The 21324-nt window shown below is 65.9% G+C and carries 18 protein-coding genes and 1 rRNA gene (1 of these 19 only partly in view); 9 read left to right on the top strand and 10 right to left on the bottom strand.

Annotation, left to right across the window (positions count from 1 at the left end):
* The 4 genes from B5J99_RS06535 to B5J99_RS06520 all read right to left on the bottom strand — a co-directional run.
* A 16S ribosomal RNA gene (locus B5J99_RS06535) occupies positions 1–102 on the bottom strand (it extends 1387 nt beyond the left edge of the window).
* A gap of 444 nt (positions 103–546) precedes the next feature.
* Positions 547–1293, bottom strand: a complete 747-nt coding sequence (locus B5J99_RS06530) for a maleate cis-trans isomerase family protein (RefSeq protein ID WP_117351940.1) — start codon at positions 1291–1293, stop codon at positions 547–549.
* A gap of 20 nt (positions 1294–1313) precedes the next feature.
* Complete coding sequence (locus B5J99_RS06525) at positions 1314–2459, bottom strand: FAD-dependent oxidoreductase (RefSeq protein ID WP_342768906.1); 1146 nt, start codon at positions 2457–2459, stop codon at positions 1314–1316.
* 186 nt (positions 2460–2645) lie between these two features.
* Complete coding sequence (locus B5J99_RS06520) at positions 2646–3155, bottom strand: MaoC family dehydratase (protein WP_054135889.1); 510 nt, start codon at positions 3153–3155, stop codon at positions 2646–2648.
* Positions 3156–3318: 163 nt separating this feature from the next.
* Here B5J99_RS06520 and B5J99_RS06515 point away from each other — a divergent pair, with 163 nt between their 5' ends.
* From B5J99_RS06515 to B5J99_RS06505, 3 genes are all read left to right on the top strand, one after another.
* Entirely contained in the window at positions 3319–4671 is a 1353-nt protein-coding gene (locus B5J99_RS06515; RefSeq protein ID WP_117351938.1) for an alpha/beta fold hydrolase, read from the top strand.
* A 78-nt stretch (positions 4672–4749) separates the two neighbouring features.
* Entirely contained in the window at positions 4750–6213 is a 1464-nt protein-coding gene (locus tag B5J99_RS06510; protein ID WP_117351937.1) for a flavin monoamine oxidase family protein, read from the top strand.
* Positions 6206–7390, top strand: a complete 1185-nt coding sequence (locus tag B5J99_RS06505; protein WP_162892486.1) for a serine hydrolase domain-containing protein — start codon at positions 6206–6208, stop codon at positions 7388–7390. Before B5J99_RS06510 ends, B5J99_RS06505 begins: the two co-directional genes overlap by 8 nt.
* A gap of 6 nt (positions 7391–7396) precedes the next feature.
* On the opposite strand, the gene B5J99_RS06500 is transcribed toward B5J99_RS06505, so the two are convergent.
* Both B5J99_RS06500 and B5J99_RS06495 read right to left on the bottom strand, forming a co-directional pair.
* Positions 7397–8395: a DUF1838 family protein gene (locus tag B5J99_RS06500; RefSeq protein ID WP_162892485.1), complete on the bottom strand. Its 999-nt coding sequence runs from the start codon at positions 8393–8395 to the stop codon at positions 7397–7399.
* A gap of 26 nt (positions 8396–8421) precedes the next feature.
* Positions 8422–9924 carry an aldehyde dehydrogenase family protein gene (locus B5J99_RS06495; protein ID WP_117351934.1) on the bottom strand — a complete coding sequence of 501 codons (1503 nt, stop codon included), beginning with the start codon at positions 9922–9924 and terminating at the stop codon, positions 8422–8424.
* 168 nt (positions 9925–10092) lie between these two features.
* Between B5J99_RS06495 and B5J99_RS06490 the strand changes: the two genes are divergently transcribed.
* The 4 genes from B5J99_RS06490 to B5J99_RS06475 are packed head-to-tail and all read left to right on the top strand — an operon-like array spanning position 10093 to position 15258.
* Positions 10093–11643, top strand: coding sequence for an FAD-binding oxidoreductase (locus B5J99_RS06490; protein WP_117351933.1), 1551 nt, complete (start codon positions 10093–10095; stop codon positions 11641–11643).
* A 29-nt stretch (positions 11644–11672) separates the two neighbouring features.
* Positions 11673–12587: a polysaccharide deacetylase family protein gene (locus B5J99_RS06485; RefSeq protein WP_117351932.1), complete on the top strand. Its 915-nt coding sequence runs from the start codon at positions 11673–11675 to the stop codon at positions 12585–12587.
* Positions 12584–13732, top strand: a complete 1149-nt coding sequence (locus B5J99_RS06480) for an FAD-dependent monooxygenase (RefSeq protein ID WP_117351931.1) — start codon at positions 12584–12586, stop codon at positions 13730–13732. Before B5J99_RS06485 ends, B5J99_RS06480 begins: the two co-directional genes overlap by 4 nt.
* Before the next feature lie 11 nt (positions 13733–13743).
* On the top strand, positions 13744–15258 hold the full coding sequence (locus tag B5J99_RS06475; protein WP_117351930.1) for an aldehyde dehydrogenase family protein: 1515 nt from the start codon (positions 13744–13746) through the stop codon (positions 15256–15258).
* A 12-nt stretch (positions 15259–15270) separates the two neighbouring features.
* Here B5J99_RS06475 and B5J99_RS06470 read toward each other — a convergent pair whose 3' ends face one another.
* From B5J99_RS06470 to B5J99_RS06460, 3 genes are all read right to left on the bottom strand, one after another.
* A complete protein-coding gene (locus B5J99_RS06470) occupies positions 15271–16065 on the bottom strand; it encodes an IclR family transcriptional regulator (RefSeq protein WP_054135899.1) in 795 nt (264 codons plus the stop codon).
* Positions 16066–16160: 95 nt separating this feature from the next.
* Positions 16161–17525 carry an MFS transporter gene (locus tag B5J99_RS06465; protein ID WP_117351929.1) on the bottom strand — a complete coding sequence of 455 codons (1365 nt, stop codon included), beginning with the start codon at positions 17523–17525 and terminating at the stop codon, positions 16161–16163.
* A complete protein-coding gene (locus B5J99_RS06460; RefSeq protein WP_245991771.1) occupies positions 17522–18559 on the bottom strand; it encodes a DUF1838 family protein in 1038 nt (345 codons plus the stop codon). Before B5J99_RS06460 ends, B5J99_RS06465 begins: the two co-directional genes overlap by 4 nt.
* A gap of 171 nt (positions 18560–18730) precedes the next feature.
* Between B5J99_RS06460 and B5J99_RS06455 the strand changes: the two genes are divergently transcribed.
* The gene (locus tag B5J99_RS06455; RefSeq protein ID WP_245991770.1) at positions 18731–19969 is read left to right on the top strand and encodes a class I SAM-dependent methyltransferase; all 1239 of its coding nucleotides are present in this window, start codon (positions 18731–18733) and stop codon (positions 19967–19969) included.
* 16 nt (positions 19970–19985) lie between these two features.
* Complete coding sequence (locus B5J99_RS06450; protein WP_069051096.1) at positions 19986–20348, top strand: hypothetical protein; 363 nt, start codon at positions 19986–19988, stop codon at positions 20346–20348.
* Here B5J99_RS06450 and B5J99_RS06445 read toward each other — a convergent pair.
* A complete protein-coding gene (locus B5J99_RS06445; protein ID WP_054135903.1) occupies positions 20345–21229 on the bottom strand; it encodes an alpha/beta hydrolase in 885 nt (294 codons plus the stop codon). The two genes, B5J99_RS06450 and B5J99_RS06445, sit on opposite strands and share 4 nt — an antisense overlap.
* Positions 21230–21324 lie beyond the last annotated feature (95 nt).

Genomic DNA, 21324 nt, shown 5'->3' with positions numbered 1-21324 from the left:
TTACGCACCCGTGCGCCACTAGACCCGAAGGTCTCGTTCGACTTGCATGTGTTAGGCATGCCGCCAGCGTTCGTTCTGAGCCAGGATCAAACTCTCAAGTTGTGTCACACATCCCAGCAGCACCGAATAAACCGGCTAACCACCAGAACATGAGCTTCAAGGAGCCGTTCCTGCACATTTCTTTACGTATGGATACGTGAAGGACATATAGGAACGACTTATTGCAACCGGTTTCCGAGGCCTTGAACTCCTCAGAACCGGGCGCCGTCGCCCACATGTCCCTTCATCTAAAATCACAATGTCAAAGAGCGCGGCCAAAGCCACCGCCGACAAAAGTAGCGGACAACCAGTGTTCCCCGATTTTCCTACCGGGGGACTTGGCGTCCGTCTATGTTGGCGACCGGCGAAAACAACAGCGTGTCCCGTCCGGTGAACGGGCATATATGCACCCTTCCGATTCGGGTCAAACCCTTTTTTGCAGTTTTATGCAATTTAGCTTGGCCAATGCCGGTGCGCCTGCCCGGGCCGTGGCATGGCGCCCGCTCGTCAGAACGCCGCCAGCAGGCGTCCCATACCGGCAACCTTGTCCTCGATGCCGCACGCCCGCAGCGCATGCCAATAGGTGGCGGTGTTGATCGCGATCACCGGCTTGCCGCGCAGCGCCTCCTGCTCGGCCGCCAGATCGACCATCGACAGATTGGTCCCCACCTGGACGATGGCATCGACATCGGGCCCATCGAGATGCTCGATCACCTCGCGCAGCCGATCGGGTGTCACCTTGGCGATGTCGGTCCAGCACCGGCATTGCAGCGGCACGTCGCGCACCACCGTGAACCCTGATTCTTCGAGGAACCTTTGTACCTCGGCATTGGCGACGGGATAATAAGGCGAAACGAAGCTCACCCGCCGGATCCCGCCATAGGCATGCAGCGCAGCGGCAATCGATTCGGCGCCGGTGCTCGCGCCCACCCCTGCGACCTCTTCGACCCGGCGCTTGAAGTCGACGGATCCCTGGACGCCACCGTAAAATGTGATCGCCGACATGCCGAGCACGAGATAGTCGGGACGGCAGGTCATCACCGAGCGCACCGCGTCCATCGTGTTTTCCGCGATCGCGGTAGTTCCGGCGATGAAATCCTCGTTCGACAGCGCGACCGGGTCCTCGACATAGATACGCGAAAAGTGATTGGTCACGCCTTCGGGCCGCATCCGCTCCATGTCGGGCTGCACAACGGTGTTGGTGGACGGCGCAACCACCCCCAGCAGCCTGCGCCAGCCCAGAACATCGCCCATGGCCTTTCCCCTTCGTGAAGTCAGTTGATCGCGCGGGCCTTTTCGAGGCTGTCGAACATCGCCTGCTTGAGCAGATAGGCGCGGCGTCGCTCGTCATCCCCCTGGATCGCAAGCATCGCCTGCCGCCGCAGCTCGTGCCCCTCGCCCGCGCCGCCGCGGATGAAGGCCATGTTCTCTATCGTCTGCGCCTGGGTGAAATCATGCGTCACCTGCCGCCGCTGGCGATCGAACAGGGCGAGCGCGCCGTTGGGCGAACCGTTCTTGAGCGCCGGCGCGAGTTTTTCGAACAGGTTGAACGCATCGTGCAGGCCCGAGTTCATGCCGAAGCCGCCCAGCGGGTTGTTGAGATGCGCGGCATCGCCGATCAGCATCACCCGCCCTTCGCGGAAGGATTTGGCGACGCGCTGGTGCACCCGGTACAAGGTGCGGTGGAAGGTCTTCACGCGCGCACCATCGCCCACCAATCGCCCGAAGATCGCATCCTTGCGCGCATCGGAGCGCAGATCGTCATCGGTTGCATCGCCATCGGTCGGGACCAGCACCCGCCACAGCGAGGGCACCTTGAGCAGCACCAGCCATTCCTCCGGATCGGAGACATAGTTCACATAAGCCAGGTTATCGAGATGCGCGGTCAGATCCTCGTCGGTCGACAGGCAGAGGAACCGTTCGGGATAGGTGAACCCGTCGAACTCGATCCCCAGCCATTTGCGCACCACGCTGTTGGCGCCGTCCGCGGCGATCAGGAAATCGCAGCGGATCTGCTGGATTGCGGTGGGGCTCTCGACGAACACGCTGACGCCCTTGTCGTCCTGATCGAACGCCAGCAGACGGTGGTTGAAGCGCACTTGCGCGTTCGAGTAGCGCGCCAGCCCCTCGGCGAGCGCGCGCGAAAGATGATATTGCTCGCACTGGATGCGGAACGGATAGCGCGTGACATCGGCCAGCTCGCCCAGATCGAAGCCGATGACCTCGCCCGACTGGCGATCGCGCCAGTGATAGACCGGCGCCTTCAGCCCGCGCTGCAGCAGCATCGGGGTGACGTCGACCTCGTCGAGCATTTCCAGCGTCGGAGGGTGAAAGGTCGAGGCGCGCAGGTCCTGGGCGCAGTCCTCATTGGCCTCGAGCACGATCACGTCCGCGCCCTGCTTGGCCAGCAAGGTCGCCATGGTCGTGCCCACCGGCCCGGCCCCGACAATTACTACCTGGCAACGTTCTGTTGCGGACATACGTCCTGCCCCTCATCTCGACTGTGATCTGGCTAGAAAGCGCGCGCGCGCGCCGATGCACCCTTGGCCCAAACTATCCGCCTTGCGGCGAGTGCCCGGCCGACCGGCGCGCCCGTGCGTGCAGGATCAATCGTCCATCGGGCCGAAGCCCTTCTTCCAGATCAGCATCACCCGGGTGAATTCGCACACCACATCGCCGGTCTGGTTCCTGCCGATGGTCTTGATGGTGACGATGCCCTGGGTCGGGCGCTTTTCGCTCTCGCGCTTTTCGAGCACTTCGGATTCCGAATAGAGCGTGTCGCCTGCGAACACCGGTTTGAGCAGGCGGATTTCCTTCCACCCCAGATTGGCGACCGCCTTCTGGCTGACGTCGGAAACGCTCTGCCCGGTCATGATCGCCACGGTGAGCGGCGATGCGACCAAAGGCTTTCCGAACTCGGTCTTCGCAGCAAAGTTGGCATCGCAGTGCGCCGGGTGCTGGTTCATCGTCAGCAGCGAGAACCAGATGTTGTCGGTTTCGGTGATCGTGCGGCCCGGGCGGTGTTCATAGACATCGCCCACCGCGAACTCCTCGAAGAAGCGGCCATAGGTTTCGCGGTAACGCTGTGGTCCCACCTCGGTTACGCCATCACGCATCGATCATTCCCCTTGGTTTGCATCGCACCGCACATGGCGGCCTTAGCCCCTTGGTGGCAGCGCGGTGGCGAGATCATCGGGCGAGCGGGCGGCTATCCACGATGCGGCCAGTCCCGCGCCGGGCCGGGCTTGCAGGGCGGCGCGATGCGGTAGACACTGCGCCATGCGCATCACCCGACATTATCTGACGCTCGCCGGACGGCGCGTGCATTACCGGATGTGCGGCAGCGGTCCGCCGGTGCTGCTGGTCCACCAGAGCCCGCGATCATCGGACGAGTATACCGCGATGATGGCGCAATGGGGCGAGCGCTTCACCTGCATCGCACCCGATTCGCCCGGCTTCGGCCAGTCCGATCCGCTGCCGATCGCAAGCCCGACGACGGAAGACTTTGCCGACGCGATCCTCGACTTTGCTGACGCCGTGGGGTTTCGCGCAATCGCGGCTTATGGCTTCCATTCGGGCGGCATCTTCCTGATGAATGCGCTGCGCCGCCATCCCGAGCGCTTCGTCGCGCTCGCCGTCGGCGGCTATCCCTGCTTTCATCCGCACGAGCTCGACGATGTCGGCGAGGCGTATCTGCGTCCGTTCCACCCCCAGCCTTATGGCGAGCACCTGTTATGGGCATGGAACCGCATGCTCGAACAGAGCTGGTACTTCCCGTGGTACAAGCCCGAACAGGCGCGGCGCATGTCGGCGCCGCATGCCGACCCCATGGTGCTTCATCCGCAGGTGATGGACCTGCTCGCCTCGGGCGATGCCTATCGCCACGGCTATCGTGCCGCGCTCAGCGCCGACTACGACGTCCCGCCCGCCGGTGCAGATGTGCCGCCCGCCCTGCTCTCGAGCTATTCCAGCGACCCGATGACGGCGCACATGGCGCGGTTCCCTGCGCTGCCTGCCGGATGGAGCACCGCCGAGCAGCCCGATCCGGCAGCGCATTCCAGCGGCAATGCCGATTGGCTCGCGCACCATCCCGCGCCCGCCTTCATGCCTGTGCAGGACATTGACCGAGGCTTTCTTCCGGTTCGAACCGATGCCTTTGACGGGCTGATCCACTGGCGCGGCAGCGGCGACGTGCTGCACATCCACGGGCCCGGCCGATCGCTCGATCTGCTGCCCGAGAGCGTGCTGGCGATCGATCTTCCCGGGCATGGCCTGTCCGATCGCTGGCCGGGCGAGCCGCCGCTCGACTGGGCCGCCTGGGCTGCGGTGATCGATTCGGCAGCCAAGCAACTGGGCGCCAGTGACACCCGAAGCGAGCCCTTGCTGCCCGGCGAGCCCGAGCTGCTGTTCCCCGACCTGACGCCCGATCGCTATGGCAACCATCTGGTCAATGCATGGGCGCTGCTGCGCGCAGGCCATGCGTTTTCGCCGCGTTATGCGATCACGCGCGACACGATGGCGCCGATGGCTGAGGGCGCCATGGACTTGACCACCCTGGCGCGCGAGCATCTGGCGCTGATGCGATCGAGCGCCGCCCTGGCGCTGCACCGGGCGCGACTATCCACCAGGTGAACAGCAGCGGCGTTTTGCGCTGGTGCATCGCCAAGCGCCCGGCATAGTGTCGGCTTCGCTCTGCAGGAGTTCAGCCCCATGTCGCACACGATCCTCACCGGTAGCCGCCGCGCCTTTCTCTCCGGAGCCGGCGCAATGTTTGCGACCTCTGCCGTTGCCAAGACCGCCAAGGGTGGCGGCCAGCCCGAAAAGCTCGATGTCATCGTCGTCGGCGCAGGGCTCGCCGGGCTCAATGCGGCGCATGTGCTCGAAAGCCAGGGCCTCAAGGTCGCGGTGGTCGAGGCGAACGACCGCGTCGGTGGACGGCTGCGCACCGGCCATGCCGAAGGCTATACCGCAGAGCTGGGCGGCAGCGAGGTCGGCCCGCTGTATGGCCGGGTGCGCAATGCCTGCACGCAGTTCAATGTCGGCCTGACCGAAGATGGCGGCAAGTCGACACCGTTTGTCCTGAACATCGAAGGGCAGATGGTGCTGCCCAAGGATTGGGCATCGTCGAACGCCAACCACACCATGGGTGCAGAGCGCGAGATCCTGCCCTTTCTCATCCAGAACCGGCTGTTTTTCGACTGGGTACCGTTCGAGGACCCGGCCGACTGGCTGGAGGCGAAGTATCACGAACATGACATGTCCGCCGCTGCCTATATGCGCGCCAGGGGCGTGTCCGAAGCGGCGATCCGGCTGGCCGATATCGATCTCAATGGACCGAGCGTGCATTCGGTCTCGGCGATGAGCATCTTCCGTGATCTGGCGCGGCTCAAGGTGGAAGGTTTCAATGACCCCACCAAGCCGCAATATGGCGCGGGCAACACCAGCAAGCGGCACTATATCGTCGGCGGATCGGACATGCTGCCCAAGGCCATGGCCGCTGCGCTCAAGGGCCGGGTGATGCTGAAGTCGCCGGTGTCCGCGATCGACCAGACGGCAGACGAGGTCGAGGTGCGGCTGATGGGCGGCGAGCGGATGCGCGCCCGCTTCGTCGTGATGGCTGCCCCCTTCTCGGCGGTGCGTTACATCAACTTTACCCCCGGCCTCCCGACAGCTCAGGCCAATGCAGTGCAGGGCGCGATCTATTCCGCCACCACCCAGTTCCATTTCCGCGTGCTCAAGCCCTTCTGGGAGGCGGACGGCCTGCCCCCTTCGATCTGGTCGGACCGCTTTTTCGAGCGTGCCTTCGTGATGGACAAGGGCGGCGCGCATGGGTCGCTGATCGTCTGGATGAACGGCGACGGCGCAACCCGGCTCGACGCGATGGACCTGCCCACGCAGCGCGCATTCATCATGGCGGAACTGGCCGCCGCGCGCCCCTCGACCGCAGGCGCGCTCGAGCCGCTGTTCGAATACAGCTGGGAGAAGAACCCGTTCGTCGGCGGCAACAAGCACTGCTTTGCCGCAGGCCAGGTCAAGATGTTCGCCAAGGAAATGGCGCTGCCGCATGGCCGGGTGCACTTTGCCGGCGAGCATCTGCGGCGGATGGAGCCGGGGATGGAATCGGCGATGGAGACCGCGGAGATCGCGGCGCTCGAGATCCTTGAACGTGCTTAAACCGCTCGCGGCGCTTGCGCTGCTGGCCACGACCGCCGCGACGCCTGCGGACGATGCGACCTATCGCGCGCGGTTCGAGGCGTTCATGGCGAACCCAGCGCAGTTCGATTACAGTCCGATGGAGGCCGTGCCCGGCGCGCCGAAGGTGCGGCGTTTACCCGCTTCGCGCGCGCCGCGGATCGCCGCTGCCGCGCTCGACGAGGCCGCGCGCTATGCGCAAGCCAACCGGTCGAGCGCGCTGCTGGTCTGGCGCGACGGCAAGCTGGAGGCCTCGCGCTATTTCGGCGCCACCACCCGCGACACGCCGTTGGTCGCCAAGTCGCTTGCCAAGCCGCTGACGGCGATCGCGATCGGTCGCGCGATCCAGCTGGGCAAGATCAAGGGGCTGGACCAGCGAATCGCAGACTTCATCCCCGAGCTGGCTGGCACGCCCAAGGCCGCGATCCTGGTGCGGCACCTGCTCGACATGCGATCGGGCCTGCTCGACCAGGGCTATTCGCCCGATCCCGAGCATCCGTGGAACCGGGCATATCTCGACCCCGATCACGGCGCGTATATCGTGCGCGACTATCCGCTGACCGACCCGCCGGGCACGCGCTATGCCTATGCCAATGCGCCGAGCGAGCTCATTGCAATGGTGATCGAACGCGCCACCGGGCGGCGCTATGCCGAGTTCATCAGCAATGAGGTATTGGCCCCCTTGGGCGCTGCGGGCGGCGAGGTCTGGGTCAACCGGCCGCAAGGGCTTGCGCATTCGGGCTGCTGCATCAAGCTTCCCGCCGAGACCTGGATGAAGCTTGCGATCCTGCTGCTCGATGACGGCAAGGTTGGCGGCAGGACGGGCGGCAAACGGCTGCTGCCTGCAGGCTATGTCCGCCAGATGCGCACCGGCACGCCGCAGAACCCGAACTTCGGCCTGGGGATCTGGCTGGGCGAACCCTATCGCGAGCGCCGCGGCTTCGGCGCGCCGGGCACCGCCGGACCGCAGGTGCTGCATTCGGCAGCCTATCTCGACCCCGAGATGTTCCTGTTCGATGGCAACTCCAACCAGACGGTGCACATCAGCCCGAAGCACCGGCTGATCGTGCTGCGGATGGGCGAAACTCCGCCCAAGACCCCCGAATGGGACAATGCAAAGCTGCCCAACCTGCTGATCCAGGGCCTGGGCCTGCGCTGACCGCCGCTATTTCTTGCGGCTGTAGCCGGGCGTTTCGGGCGGCACCTGTTCGGCATAATGTTCGAGCGTTCCGATCACGCCGAGGTCGGGGCCGTCGACCGGTTCCTCGAACAGATCGGGCCGGTCGCGCTCGACGCGCTTGCGCACCGCCACCGGCACATCGTCCATCCCGCCTGTGATCTTGTAGGTGTGCATCCGCCCCATCAGCACGCCATCCACCCCGCTCTGCCCCATCCGCATCCACGGCCACCACGGCGCCTGCCGCATGAAGCCGCCGGTATAGGGCGCCGAGACGACATCGCGGTCATCGATCGCCGCGCGCGGGGTGAACAGGGTGAAATGCTCGGACGGATTGACGCGTTTGCCGGTCGAGGCCTTGGGCCAGCCTGCAGGCGTCACCGGGTTGGTGTATTCGTGCGCATAGTCCCAGCCGAGCAGATACTGGTCGCCGATGGGCTGCCAGGGCAGCCTGTAAGGCTCTCCGGCCCCGCCCTTTCCGATGTCGTTGTTCACCGTCTCGCCATCGCCGACCTTGAACACCTTGCGGGTGAGGCCAAGCGTCCCGCGGAACTTGTCGTTGAGGAAATTGAACACCTCGACCCGCTCGCCGGTCCAGGGGTTGTCCCAGTGATCGAGGATCTCGCCGGTGGCAAGGTCGGTGAAATAGCCGCACTCCTTGCCGATGACGCGCACCGATCCATCGGGCTGGATGGCGTTGCGGATGTTGCCGAAGCCGGCATAGCCGAACACCGGCTTGGCGCGGTTGGCGCCGACGATCGCATATTGCACCCCCTGATAGCCCGAGAGCACCGCCTTTTCGCCGATCGTCCCCCACATCTTGGCAAAGCCGTAAAGGTTGTCGCGCGGATCCATGATGTCGAGTGGTCGGATGTTGCTGGTTCTTGCCTGTGCGATTCCGGGCAGTGCCGCCGCGGTCGCCAGCCCCGCCACGCCGCCGAACAGCGTCCGGCGCGAAATGCTCGCGCACACCGATTCATAGATCATCGCATTGTCCTTTGGGTACGCGCCGGTCAGATGACCGCGCAGACGGTTTTCCATTCGAGATAACTGTCGAGCGCGGCGCGCCCGCTGTCGCGGCCATATCCGGATTGCTTGATGCCGCCGATCGGCAGCGCGGCGTCGTACATCAGGTGGCAGTTGATCCAGACGGTGCCCGCCTCGATGGCATCGGCCATACGGTGCGCATGGCTGAGCGACTGGGTCCAGATGCTCGCGGCAAGGCCGTAGTCGCTATCGTTGGCCGCCGCGATCACCGCGTCTGCGTCATCGAACTGCTGCGCCACCAATACGGGCCCGAACACCTCCTCGCGCACGATCGGCAAGTCGGGGGTGACATCGGTGATCACCGTGGGCTGGACGAAGGTGCCCGCCTCTCCGAAGCGCTCCCCCCCGGTCAGCACGGTCGCCCCGCCATCGCGCGCGGCAGATATGAAGCCCTCGACCCGCTCGGCCTGGGCGCGCGAGACCAAGGGCCCCATCTGGGTTGCAGGATCGAGCCCGTGCCCGGCGACCAGCCCCTGCGCATAGGCTGCCACGCCCTTGAGCAGTTCGTCCTTTATGGCGCTGTGCACATACAGCCGCGATCCCGCGACGCACACCTGGCCACCGTTGAAGAAGATCGCGTTGGCAACGCCGGGGATCGCCAGCTCCAGATCGGCATCGGGCATCACGATCATCGGCGACTTGCCGCCGAGCTCGAGGCTGACGCGCTTGAGGTTCCCCTTGGCGGCATCGATGATCGCGCGGCCGGTCTGGGTCGATCCGGTGAATGCGATCTTGTCGACACCATGGTGCGCCGCCAGCGCCGCGCCCGCCTCTCCGCCCAGCCCCGTGACGATGTTGAGCACGCCTGCAGGTAAGCCCGCTTCCATCAGCAGCTCGCCCAGCCTGAGCGCCGAGAGCGAGGTGTTTTCCGCGGGCTTGAGCACGATGGTGCAGCCCGCCGCCAGCGCAGGCGCCAGTTTCATCGCGGTGAGCACCAAGGGCGAGTTCCACGGCACGATCGCGCCGACCACGCCCACCGGCTCGCGCTTCGTCCAGCTCGCCATCTTCTTGCCCGCGGGCTGATAGTCGATCGAGGATTCGATCACCTGCCCCTCGATGGCCATCGCCTGGCCCGCAAAGAAGCGGAACTGGTTGACCGCGCCGGGGATTTCCGCCCAGCGCCCGACGAACAGCGGCTTGCCCTGGTCGAGCGTCTCGATCTCGGCGAGCTCGTCGATATGCGCCTCGATGAGGTCGGCGGCGGCCCAGAGGATCTTGGCGCGGTTCAGCGGCGTGGTCGCCTTCCATCCCGCCAGCGCCGCGCGCGCAGCGGCCACCGCGGCATCGATTTCGGGCGCGCCGCCGCGCGGCAGCACGCCGATCTGGTCGCCGATTGCGGGGTCGACGGTGGCAAAGGTCTCGCCCTGCCCGCCGGTCCATTCGCCGCCGATCAGCAGCCCCTGGCCCTGGCCCCTGCGGGCGAGGAAGGCGGTCACGCTGTCGGAAAGCGGCGGTCGGGCGAAGGCCATGCGGATGAAACTCCCTGTATCTAATGACGAGGCTAGAAAATCGTGCTCGCCATGTAATCATTACGCGACCATCAACCGCAAGGCGGATAAATCGGCAGTGTCCCGTGTCGGCGCGGCCACCAACATGGTCGAACCGACGCGGAGCAGCCAGGGAGCCACGAACAGTCTATGGCGGACGATATCACCGGATTGCCACAATCGCTGGCCGATGCGCTGGGCGCTGCCCAGGTGCTGACCGGGGCGGACCGGCTGGCCTTTTATGCGCACGACGTTTTCACCCACGGCGCGCAGGCGCTGTGCATCGTGCGCCCGGCCGATAGTGCAGGCGTGCAGGCGGCGGTACGGCTGTGCGCACAAGCCGGGGTGGCGATGGTGCCGCGCGGCGGCGGTGCGTCTTATTCGGACGGCTATCTGATCGATCGGCCGCATGTGCTGTTCGATCTCTCAGCGCTGCAGGCTATCGAGATCGACCAGCGCGATGCGTACGTCCGCGTAGGGGCGGGCGTCACCTGGGCCGCTCTCAAGGCCGCGCTCGACCCGCTTGGCCTGCGCACCCCGTTCTGGGGGCCGTTTTCCGGCATCGCCGCGACCATCGGCGGCAGCGTCAGCCAGAACACGATCAGCCACGGCAGCGGCGCGCACGGAATCTCCGCGCAATCGCTGTTGGGGATCGAGGTCGTGCTGGCCGATGGCAGTCTGCTCAACACCGGGGTTACCACCGGCACCCGCCATTACGGACCCGACCTCACCGGGCTGTTCACCGGCGATTGTGGCGCGCTGGGCGTAAAGGTCGCGATCACGCTGCCGCTGATCGCCGCGCGGCCCGCGTTCGACACCGCAAGCTTCGCCTTCGTCGATTTCACGAGCTATCATCGCTCGGTCGCCCAGCTCGCGCGCGAAGGGCTGGACGAGGAGCATTTCAGCATCGACCAGGCCCTGTCGCAGGGCCAGATCGCGCGCTCCGAAGGGACGGCGGCCAAGGTCACCATCGCGCGCAACGTCATGCGCGCCGCGCCCAATGTCGCCTCGGGGCTGCTCCAGCTGGGCAAGATGGCGCTGGCGGGCGAAACCGAAATGCGCGAGGCGCGCTACAGCTGCCACGTCATCGTCGAAGGCGTCGACAAGGCCGATGTCGCAGCGCGGCTGACGCGCATCCGCTCGATCATGACCGCAGACGGGCAGGAGATCGCAAACACCGCCGCCGCCTTCGTCCGGTCGATGCCGTTTGCGCCGTTGTTCAACGTGCTCGGCCCCAAGGGCGAGCGCTGGGTGCCGCTGCACGGCATCTTCGCGCACAGCGCGGCGGATGAATTCCACGCGGCGTTCGAGCGGTTTCTGGGCGAGCAGCAGCCCGAAATGGACCGCCACGGCCTGTGGACCGGAACAATGTTCAGCAGCATCGGCGGGCACGGCCTGCTCTACGAGATCGCGATCTACTGGCCCGATGCGGTTACGCCTTATCATCGCGAGGTGCTGGGCACAGAGTATCTCGCCACGATCCCGGCCTATCCCGACAACCCCGAGGCCCGCGCGTTCGCGCACCGGTTCAAGGCGGCTTTGGTCGATCTGATGCAGGCGCACGGGAGCGCCCATTTCCAGATCGGGCGCGCCTATCCCTATCTCGAGCGGCTCGATCCGGCAGCGCGCGCGCTGCTTCAGGCGACCAAGGCCGCGCTCGATCCGCACAACCTGATGAACCCCGGCGTGCTCGGGCTCTGAACCGCACCTCCACCGCATAAAGGCAGACGATGGACTACGATTACATCCCGCTTCCCCAGCGCCAGCCGCTCAAATGGCCGAACGGGGCGCGCGTCGCGCTCATCCTTACTTTCAACCTGGAAACATGGGATCTCACCAAGGATACCGACAAGCCCTATTACGCCGGCGGCCCTGCGATCCTGCCCGATGTGCTGCCCGGCAACACGCCCGATTTCCCCAATTTCACCTGGCGCGAATATGGCCAGCGGGTCGGCATCTGGCGATTGTTCGAGCTGTTCGATCAACTGGGCGCCAAGGCGAGCTGCACCACCAATGCGGTCACCTTCCAGCGGCGCAAGGCGATGACCGATGCGGTGCTTGAGCGCGGCTGGGAGCTGCTGACGCACAACTGGGAGCAGGGCGAGCTGCTCAGCAACTTCGCGCACGAGCCCGAAAAGGAGCGCGACATCATCCTGCGCTCGCTCGCCGAGTTCGAGAAGCACACCGGGCGCAAGTCCAGGGGCTGGCTGTCGAGCTCGCTGCGCGGAACGATGCAGACTGCGGATATTCTCGCCGAGCAGGGCTGCAGCTTCTACTGCGACATCATGAACGACGATCAGCCCTACCTGCTGCGGACCCCGCACGGCCCGATCGTCTCGGTCCCCTATTCGAACGAGATCAACGACTTCACCTTCATCACCCGCAAGAACTTCACCACCGATCAGTTCGCGCAGGCGCTGATCGAGGAGCTCGACGTGCTGCATGAGGAAGGCGCGGTGACCGGGCGAATCATGAATGTCGGGCTCCATCCGCACGTCTCGGGCCGCGCGCACCGCATCCGCGCGATCCGCGAGTTCATCGAGCACGCGCAATCGCTTCCCGGCATCTGGTGGGCGACCCGCGAGGAGATCGCCGCCTGGTATCTGGAGAACCACGAATCGCACATTCCGGGGCAGCTGGGATGAGCAGGCCCGCGATCCTGATCGTCGGCGGGGGCATCGGCGGGTTGACAGCGGCGGCGGGGCTGGCGCAGGCGGGCTTCGCGGTCACCGTGCTCGAGGCCGCACCCGCGTTCGGCGAGATCGGCGCGGGTGTCACGCTCTCGCCCAACGCGATGCGCGGGTTCGATTTCACCGGCTGCATGGAAGAGGTTGCCGCCGCCGGCGTCGAGCCGAAGCGCCAGCGGATCCAGCACTGGCAGGATGGCCGTGCGCTGCTGACGCTCGAGCGTGCCGATGCGCGCGAAAAATACGGCGCGCCTTACGTCTATATCCACCGCGCCGATCTGCACGCGATCCTGGTCGAAACCGCGCGCAAGGCCGGCGTGACCTTGCGCGCCGATGCGGCTGTGGTCTCGAGCGAAGGCACCACTGTCACGCTGGCCAATGGCGAGACGGTCAGCGGCGACGTGCTGGTCGGTGCCGACGGCCTCAAGTCCGCGATCCGCGACCGGTTCGAACCGGTCAAGGCGCATTTCACCGGCCATGTCGCCTGGCGCGCGGTGGTGCCGGTGACCGACGGCTTGCGCGCGCTGGTCGACTGGCCCGGCATCCATATCGGCCCGGGCAAGATGATCACCCGATATCCGGTGCGCGGCTCGAACCTGCTCAACATGGTGTTCTTCGCGCGGCAACCGGGCTGGCAGGACGATGGCTGGACCATCCCGGCCGAGCCGGGCGAACTGCGCGCGCTCTACGCCGATTGGGAACCCGATGTTCAGGCGATGATCGCGGCGGCCGAAGCGGTCCCGCATTTCCGCTGGGCCTTGAACGCGCGTCAGCCGCTCGAGAGCTGGATCGCCGACGAACGCGTCACGCTGCTCGGCGATGCGGCGCATGCGATGACGCCGTTCCTGGGCCATGGCGCGGCCTGCGCGATCGAGGATGCGGTGGTGCTGGCGCGGGCGATGGTCGCGAGCGGAACGCCCGAAGAGGGACTGCAGCGTTACCAGGCCGCACGGATCGAGCGCACGACCTTCATCCAGGCCGAATCGAACGCCAATGCCGACCGGATGCAGGGCCAGGAGACCGACCTGTTCGGGCTGGGCGAACTGCGCAACGAAGAGACCCTGGGCCTGTTCGACTATGATTGCCGCAGCGTTGCGGTTTAAGGATTGCGGCCATGACCACCCTTCCCCTGCCCTTTGACGGCCATTCGGTCAGCGATGCGACCCGCGCCTTCCTGCAGCGCGACCACCTGTTGTTCATCGACGGCGCCTGGCGCGATGCCAGCGGCGATGGCTGGATGGAAACGCGCGATCCTGCCACAGGGTTGGTCGCCGCGCGCTTTGCGATCGGCGAGGCGGCCGATGTCAACGCCGCGGTGGTCGCCGCGCGCAACGCGTTCGACGGCGGCTGGGCACGCTCGCAACCCGCCTATCGTGCCGCGCTGCTGCGCAGGCTCGCTGACCTCATGCAGCGCGATGCGCAGATGCTCGCCGAACTCGAGGTGATCGACAGCGGCATGCCGTTGTTCATCGCCAGCCTGACGGTAAGCAACTGCACCGAGATGCTGCATTATTACGCGGGGCTTGCCGGCACCATCGAGGGCACAACGACCACCCCGCCCGCGCATGTCACGCACGATGCCGAGGCGATCACCTACACACTACGCGAGCCGGTGGGGGTGACCGCGCACATCATCCCGTGGAACGTGCCCCTCTCGATGGCGGTGCTAAAGCTGGCACCCTCGCTCGCCGCGGGATGCACCGCCATCGTCAAGCCCAGCGAGGAGACCCCGCTGACCGCGCTGGCGCTCGCCGATCTGATCGCGGAGGCCGGGTTTCCCGCAGGCGTGGTCAACATCGTCAACGGCACCGGCGGCACCGTGGGCGCGGCGCTGGCCGGACATCCGGGGATCGACAAGGTGGCGTTCACCGGATCGACCGCGACCGGTCGGCGGATCGTCGAGGCAGCTTTGGGCAACCTCAAGAAGGTCACGCTCGAACTGGGGGGCAAGTCGCCCGTCGTGGTGATGCCCGATGCCGACCTTGCACTCGCCATCCCCGGGGTCGCGATGGCGACCTATTTCCTAGGCGGGCAGAACTGCATGGCGGGCACGCGCATCTTTGCGCATGCCGATATCCACGACGCGCTGGTCGATGGGCTGGTCGCGTTCTCGCAGAGCATGGTGGTCGATCATGGCCTGGCCCCCGGGTGCCAGATCGGCCCGATGGTCTCGCCCGCGCATGGCGCCAAGGTGATGGGCTATATCGCGCGCGGCCTCTGCGAAGGCGCGGTGCTGCGCACCGGCGGCGAGCGGCTCGACCGGCCAGGCAGCTTCATCGCGCCCACCATCTTCACCGGCACCACCCCGGACATGGGGATCGTGCAGGACGAGATCTTCGGCCCGGTGATGGCGGTGCAAAGCTTCGACACGCTCGATATCGATGCCATCGCGGCGATGGCGAACAACTCGCCTTACGGGCTGTCGGGCAGCGTGTGGACGACCTCGCTGTCATCCGCGCACAAGATCGCCGCGCGCATCCGCTCGGGCCATGTCTCGATCAACTGCCATGGCGCGGTGGCGCACAACATCCCGTTCGGCGGCTATAGCCAGTCGGGCTGGGGACGCGAGTTCGGGCGTGAGAGCCTCGACAATTATCTCGAGACCAAGGCGGTCACCGCCAGACTCTGACAGAGGTCTGCCTCAAGCCGCGACCGGCTCCGCCACCGCCTTGTCGAGCGCCTCGCCGATGGTCCGCGCGGTGGCGAGCATCTCGGGCAGATAGCTTTCCAGCGCGTTTTCCAGCTTCAGCGCCGAGGCGAAGAATACCAGGGTCATCGCCGCCTCGAACCGGCCCTGCTTGAAGATCGGCACCGCGATCGAGGATGTCTTGCCCGGCGTGTGGTTGAAGTAATTGCGCCCCTGCACCGCATAGCCGCGCGCGCGGATGCCTTCGGCGTTCAAGGCCAGTTCGGCTGCCGCCAGATAATTGGGGTCGATGTCCTGGTCCGCGCGCATCCATTTGAGGATCTGCGCGCGCTCGTCGTCATCGGCATAGGCCATGGAAAGCTTGCCCGAGGCGCTGTCGAGCAGGGGCAGCGTGAAGCCCGGATAATATTGCGCGAAGGTCAGCGAGGTGTTGGCGTGGGTCGAATCGCACAGCATCATGTTCTTGCCCACCCGGATCGCGATCGAGACCGGCCAGCCGACCTTGCGGGTGAGATCGACGATCGGCGCGCGCGCAGCCTCGACCAGCACGCCGTCCTGCTGATATCCGCTCGACAGGCTCTGCACCAGCAGCGTGGGGCGATAGCGCTTGCGCGCGGGCTCCTGCTCGATCAGCCCTTCGTACAGCAGAGTCTGCACGATGCGGTGCGCGGTGGGATAGGGCACGTTGGCGGCGCGCGAAATTTCCATCATCGTCATCGACCGGTTGCGATTGATCGCCTTGAGCGCCGCAATCGCGCGGCTGAACGACTGGATCGGAACACCCTTCATCTGACAGCTCCCTTTCGCTGCAGGCCGCCCTGACCGGGCGCGCCCTCATGCGAATGCTGCGTCAAACTATCCGGATGGTGGCTGTTGATCCAGTTTTATCCGACAGACGGATATTTGCGTCCCCAGATGCCGATGATGGCCGCGCCGGTGAGCGTGAGCAGCGGCGGGATCAGCCCGAAGGCAAGCCCGACGCCCAGCACCGCGCTCTCGCTCTGCGGCAGCCCCGCGACCGCGCGTGCGGCATCGAACCCGAAGGCGGAGAGGACAAGCCCGGTGAGCAAGGTGCCGCCCAGCGCAAAGGCGATCTTGTCCGCGGCGATCCAGGCGGCGGAATACAGCCCCGAATGTTCCGAATCATCGGCCGCGATATCCGCCAGCAGCGAAAAGCCGATCACGGTCCAGCCCGAATTGCCGATCGCGGCGGTGAAGGCGAGCAGATAGGCGACCTCGATCGGCTGGTCGGCCAGCGCAAGCCAGACCATGTAGCTCAGCGAATAGATCACCGATCCGGCGATGAACGCTGCGGGCTTGCCGAAGCGCCCAGCGACCCACACCCACATCGGCTGCGCGGCGATGATGCCGACACAGGCGCACACGATGATGATCCCGATCACCTGCAGCGCATCGGCGCGCCCCGATTGATAGGTCAGGAAATACAGCATGGTCGCATAGCCCATGCCGCTGCCGGTCAATTGCAGGAAGTTGGCGGCAAACAGGCTGGCGAAGCGCCTTTTGGCGAACAGCCCGCCCATCGCGCCCAGCTTCAGCGGCGGCAACGCCGGCCCGCCACGCGCGCCATCCGCGCGATGGCCGATGCCGAAGAACGCCAGCAGCAGCGAGCCCGATGCGATCACCGAGAGCACCATCGCCATCTGCTGGTATCCGCCCATACCGCCGCCGAAATGCTCCACCAAAGCCGGGGCGACCGCGCCTGCGATGAGCACGCCGACAGCGGTGAACACCAGCCGCCACGCCATCAGCACGGTGCGCTGGCGCTCGTTCGATGCGAGTTCGCCCGCAATGGCGAGATAGGGGACGGAGAAGGTTGCAAACACCATCATGTACAGGCTGAAGGTCATCACCACCCAGGCGACGCGCAGCGCGTTGCCGTCTTCAGGCACGCGAAACAGCAGGTTGAGCGCCACCGGCGCCAGCACCGCGCCGATCAGCAGCCAGTAGCGCCGCGGCATCCGGGCCTTGAACCGGTCGGACAGCATGCCGGCGGCAAAATCGCTGCCCACGCCAAACACCAGTTTGGGCAGGAAGATCGCCGCGCCCGCCAGCGCGACATCCATGCCCACGACATTGGTCAGGAAGAACAATAGCAGCAGCGAGGGGATATCGCGGAAGATCTGCCCCGCGATCTGCCCCACGCCATAGCCCATCTGCCCGCCGAGCGAGAGCCGGGCTGCGGCGGCGGGCGGGGCGTCGGCCGCCAGCGGTTCCGCCTGCGCGGTCACGGACGTGGCGGCATCGGCGGCAGCGTCGGCGCGGCAGGCGGCTGCGGCGGGGTCCAGCCCTGGGGCACCGGCGCGGGCTTCTGCGTCATCTTGTAGTTTTCCAGGCTGGACAGCGACGGCCCGTAATCTTGCGTCGGTGCGGTCAGATAACCCGGATCGATCTTGCGCGCGGCCTCGACCAGATCAGCGGGCAGGTCCTTGATGCCGTTGGTCATCGTGCCGAACGATGCGAAATAGTTGATGAACCCGGGAGCCTCGCCCATCAGCATCCAGGGCAGCCACGGGGTAATCCGCGACCAGCTGCCGGTGACCGGAATCGCGGTGAGCTTGCGGTTCTCGATATCGGCCTTGTCCACGAAGAACAGGAAATGCTCGGACACGCGGTTGAACGCGCCCGCCGATTCGCGCGGCCAGTCCTTGGGCTGAAGCGAGGCGGGATAGAACAGGTCGATCCCCGTCTCCAGGATCAGCGTGTTGCCCGGCCCGTCGCTCCAGTTCAGCAGGAACGGCTCGGGCGGGCGGGTATCCTTGTTGAGCCCGCCATAGCTGGGCGGCTGCGGCTTGGTGTCGCGGATGTCGTAGTTGAACGGATCGTTGGCGATCGGCACCACCTTCACCGTCTCGTTCGTATAGGGGTTCTTCCAGCTGTCCATGATCTTGCCGGTTTCCAGATCGCGGTAGAACACCACCTCTTTCAGCACGCGGCGCCAGTTGCCATCGGGCAGGCGCAGCGTGCGGACGACCGAAAAGCCGTCGATCTTGAACAAAGGTTTCACCTTTTCGTTGTCGCGCACGCCATAGACGGTGCCGGTGATGCGGCTGACCTTCTGCCTGGTCGTATCGATCTCGCCATCGATGCGCGCATAGGTATCGCGGTTCCAGACCGGGTCCTTGAGGTCGATCTTCGAAACGAAGGACGGCGTTTTCGCCGCCGCCGCCACCGCGCTGCCTGCCCATCCTGCGAGCATCAGCCCGCCGACCGCAAGGCCCAGCGTGAGCTGCCTGAAAAGTCCCGAAGCCCGGTATGCCATCATGTCCTCCTGAGGCGCGTCCTGATGGAAACAGATTGATGGCAAAGTTGTGCGCCGCCGCAAGGCTTGTGAACAATTATCCACGCACCGGATAGTCCGCTTATCCTGCGCTTGCCATGCCGGGCATGAATCGGCGAAGCTCACCAGGCCGGACATTGCCCTTGCGTCCGCTCGATGGAGACACGCCTTATGCTCAACTGCTTCCAGCAGGCGCACCACGCGATGCTGCCCGTGCCAACGCACGACGAGGCATCGCGCCAGGAATTCGCCAAGAGCCTCAAGGGCTTCATCCAGTCCGGGCTGTTGCCGGGGCTCGCCCCGGTCTACCAGACCCGCGCGGCCAAGGCGTTCGAGCGCGAGCACGGCCGCAAGCCCGAAGACCGCCGCGACATCCGCGCCGCAATGGTGCCCGATCCCTATTTCCTGCTCTACGCCTCGATCAACCGCATCGCGCAGGAGCAGCTGTGGGAAGCGACCAACCTTTCGGTCGAGCGCGAATTGCCCGATCTGATCGCGAAGGCGAAGGCGCTCAGCGCCTCGAGCAAGGCGCAGCTGGTGATGCCCGAGGGCTTTGCCCCGCCGCGCTACGTCACCGCGCTCGATATCCACTGCATGCCCGGCGGCTATGCCAGCGAGGTGTGCGAGGACGATGTCTCGGTGGGCGTGCTCTACGACCGCGGCGTGTTCCTCTATTCGATGGGTTATGGCGGGCCGCATAACGACGACATGGGCCGGTCGGTGTGCAATTATGTCCAGCGGACCATGCCCGAGTTCAAGCCGCGCCGCATCCTCGACATGGGCTGCACCGTCGGCCACTCGACCCTGCCCTACAAGGAATATTTCCCCGATGCCGAAGTGTGGGGAATCGATGTCGGCGGCCCGTGCATCCGCTACGCCCATGCCCGCGCAGCGGCTTTGGGGCACGAGGTCAACTTCGCGCAGATGAATGCGGAAGACACCACCTTTCCCGAAGGCCATTTCGATCTCGTCGTCAGCCACATCCTGCTGCACGAGACCAGCGGCAAGGCGATGCCGCGCATCTTCAAGGAGGCCTACCGGCTGCTCGCGCCGGGCGGGCTGATGATCCACGCCGATCTGCCGCCGTTCGACCTGATGGACCCGTTCACCCAGTTCATCCTCGACAACGAGACCTGGTACAACAACGAGCCGTTCTGGGGCGCGATGCGCGACATGGACCAGCTTTCGCTGGCCGAGGCTGCGGGCTTTCCGCCCGGCGAGGCGCGCTTCACCACCGCGCCGATGGCGATCATGGAGTTCATGGGAGCCGGCTATGCGGCGGACGCGACCGAAAGCGTCGCCGATCGCGAATTCACCGCGGGCGAATATGCTCCCGGCGGCGGCTGGGAAGTGCTGATCGCGCAAAAGCCCATCGATCTCGCCGCAGCCGCCTGAGACAAGGAACAGACCCATGACCCAGACTGCCGACCGCCCGCACGTCATCAAGGACGCCAAGGGCAAGCGCCCGCAATTCTATGCCGAGCCGGGGATCGATCAGCTGATGTCGATGGTGATGGTGCTGGCGGGCGAGGTCTGCATGCTGCGCGACCGGATGGATGCGCAGGAACGCGTCGCCAGGATGCACGGAATCAACCTCGCCGAGGGGATCGACGCGCTGACGCTTGACGAAGAGGCGCTGCAGACGCGCGAGGCCTATCGTCAGGATTTCCTCGACCGCCTGTTCTATCTGGCGCGCAAGGAGGCGAACGAAGCCGCCGCGCAGGAGACCGACGAGGCCTATCGCGCGACGATTGCCGATATCGCGGTGAACTAACGCTGCATCAGCGTCTCGCCGGGGCGCGTGCCGACAGCGGCGAGCATGTCTGCGCGCGCGGTAGCGTCGCCTTGGGCCCAGCCTTGCAGCATCAGCAGCGAAAGCGCAGCGGCGCGGTCGAGCTGGGCAAGCTGCCTGGGCCCCGGCAGCTCCGGTCGGCAGATCGCGCCGCCGAAATAATGGTCGACCCCGTCCAGCACCAGCCCGAAGCGGTCGCCCCTTGCGGGCGCGGATTCGAATGCCAGCAGATGGCTGGTCCACCCATCGGCGCCGGGCGGAATGTCCGCAGTGCCGGTCTGGATCAGCACTGGCACCGCCAGTGCGGAATAGCCTTTGGCATCGATCAGCGGAGCCATCGCCCCGGGCGGCGAGAAGGCGAGCGTCAGCACCGCGCGCGGATCACGCAGCGGTCCCGTCACCCCCTCGGGCAGCAGGGGCTCGGCGCCCCCCAAAGCCAGCGCCCCCAGCGCGCCATAGCTGTGCCCGGCGGCGACATACTGCGCATTCTCGATGGTCGCGGTCAGGCCGCGCATATCCTCGATCCGTGCCGCCCAGCCCGCCAGCCCGGCAAAGCTGGCGCGGTCGGGATGGTCGGTCGAATCGACATGCAGCGGCGCGAGCACGCGGTACCCCGCCTGGGTCCAGCGAGCGAACAGCGCCTCGTACTTCCAGGGGGCCGAGGCTGCGCCATGGCCGAAGACAATCGTGCCGCGGCGCTGCCCCGCAGGATCATAGCGCCAGGTGCGGCACACCCGCGCCGACGGCAGCGCCACGTCGATGACCTCCGGGCCGGACGCGCGGGCCAGCGCGGGAACACGCGCGATCGCGCCGAGCGCGAGGGCAGAGCCGATCAGGCCGCGACGGGTGAGGCAAGGGGTCATCGGACAATCCCATCATCGCAGCCGGGTTTTGGCCATTTGCCACCCCGGCTTGTCCGCCCTGCGGACAGTGCGCGCATCTTCTGGCGTCGCGGACG

Source organism: Blastomonas fulva, from assembly GCF_003431825.1.
GTDB lineage: Bacteria > Pseudomonadota > Alphaproteobacteria > Sphingomonadales > Sphingomonadaceae > Blastomonas > Blastomonas fulva.
Note: the sequence above shows the minus strand (reverse complement) of the source record. Positions and strands in the feature narration are given on the sequence as shown.

What these genes read in the sequence shown, in the direction of transcription:
- B5J99_RS06530 (WP_117351940.1), bottom strand. Translation starts at nt 1,293, where the DNA reads ATGGGCGATGTTCTGGGCTGGCGCAGGCTGCTGGGGGTGGTTGCGCCG.
- B5J99_RS06525 (WP_342768906.1), bottom strand. Translation starts at nt 2,459, where the DNA reads ATGGCGACCTTGCTGGCCAAGCAGGGCGCGGACGTGATCGTGCTCGAG.
- B5J99_RS06520 (WP_054135889.1), bottom strand. Translation starts at nt 3,155, where the DNA reads ATGCGTGATGGCGTAACCGAGGTGGGACCACAGCGTTACCGCGAAACC.
- B5J99_RS06515 (WP_117351938.1), top strand. Translation starts at nt 3,319, where the DNA reads ATGCGCATCACCCGACATTATCTGACGCTCGCCGGACGGCGCGTGCAT.
- B5J99_RS06510 (WP_117351937.1), top strand. Translation starts at nt 4,750, where the DNA reads ATGTCGCACACGATCCTCACCGGTAGCCGCCGCGCCTTTCTCTCCGGA.
- B5J99_RS06500 (WP_162892485.1), bottom strand. Translation starts at nt 8,395, where the DNA reads ATGATCTATGAATCGGTGTGCGCGAGCATTTCGCGCCGGACGCTGTTC.
- B5J99_RS06495 (WP_117351934.1), bottom strand. Translation starts at nt 9,924, where the DNA reads ATGGCCTTCGCCCGACCGCCGCTTTCCGACAGCGTGACCGCCTTCCTC.
- B5J99_RS06490 (WP_117351933.1), top strand. Translation starts at nt 10,093, where the DNA reads ATGGCGGACGATATCACCGGATTGCCACAATCGCTGGCCGATGCGCTG.
- B5J99_RS06485 (WP_117351932.1), top strand. Translation starts at nt 11,673, where the DNA reads ATGGACTACGATTACATCCCGCTTCCCCAGCGCCAGCCGCTCAAATGG.
- B5J99_RS06480 (WP_117351931.1), top strand. Translation starts at nt 12,584, where the DNA reads ATGAGCAGGCCCGCGATCCTGATCGTCGGCGGGGGCATCGGCGGGTTG.
- B5J99_RS06475 (WP_117351930.1), top strand. Translation starts at nt 13,744, where the DNA reads ATGACCACCCTTCCCCTGCCCTTTGACGGCCATTCGGTCAGCGATGCG.
- B5J99_RS06470 (WP_054135899.1), bottom strand. Translation starts at nt 16,065, where the DNA reads ATGAAGGGTGTTCCGATCCAGTCGTTCAGCCGCGCGATTGCGGCGCTC.
- B5J99_RS06460 (WP_245991771.1), bottom strand. Translation starts at nt 18,559, where the DNA reads ATGATGGCATACCGGGCTTCGGGACTTTTCAGGCAGCTCACGCTGGGC.
- B5J99_RS06455 (WP_245991770.1), top strand. Translation starts at nt 18,731, where the DNA reads ATGGAGACACGCCTTATGCTCAACTGCTTCCAGCAGGCGCACCACGCG.
- B5J99_RS06450 (WP_069051096.1), top strand. Translation starts at nt 19,986, where the DNA reads ATGACCCAGACTGCCGACCGCCCGCACGTCATCAAGGACGCCAAGGGC.
- B5J99_RS06445 (WP_054135903.1), bottom strand. Translation starts at nt 21,229, where the DNA reads ATGACCCCTTGCCTCACCCGTCGCGGCCTGATCGGCTCTGCCCTCGCG.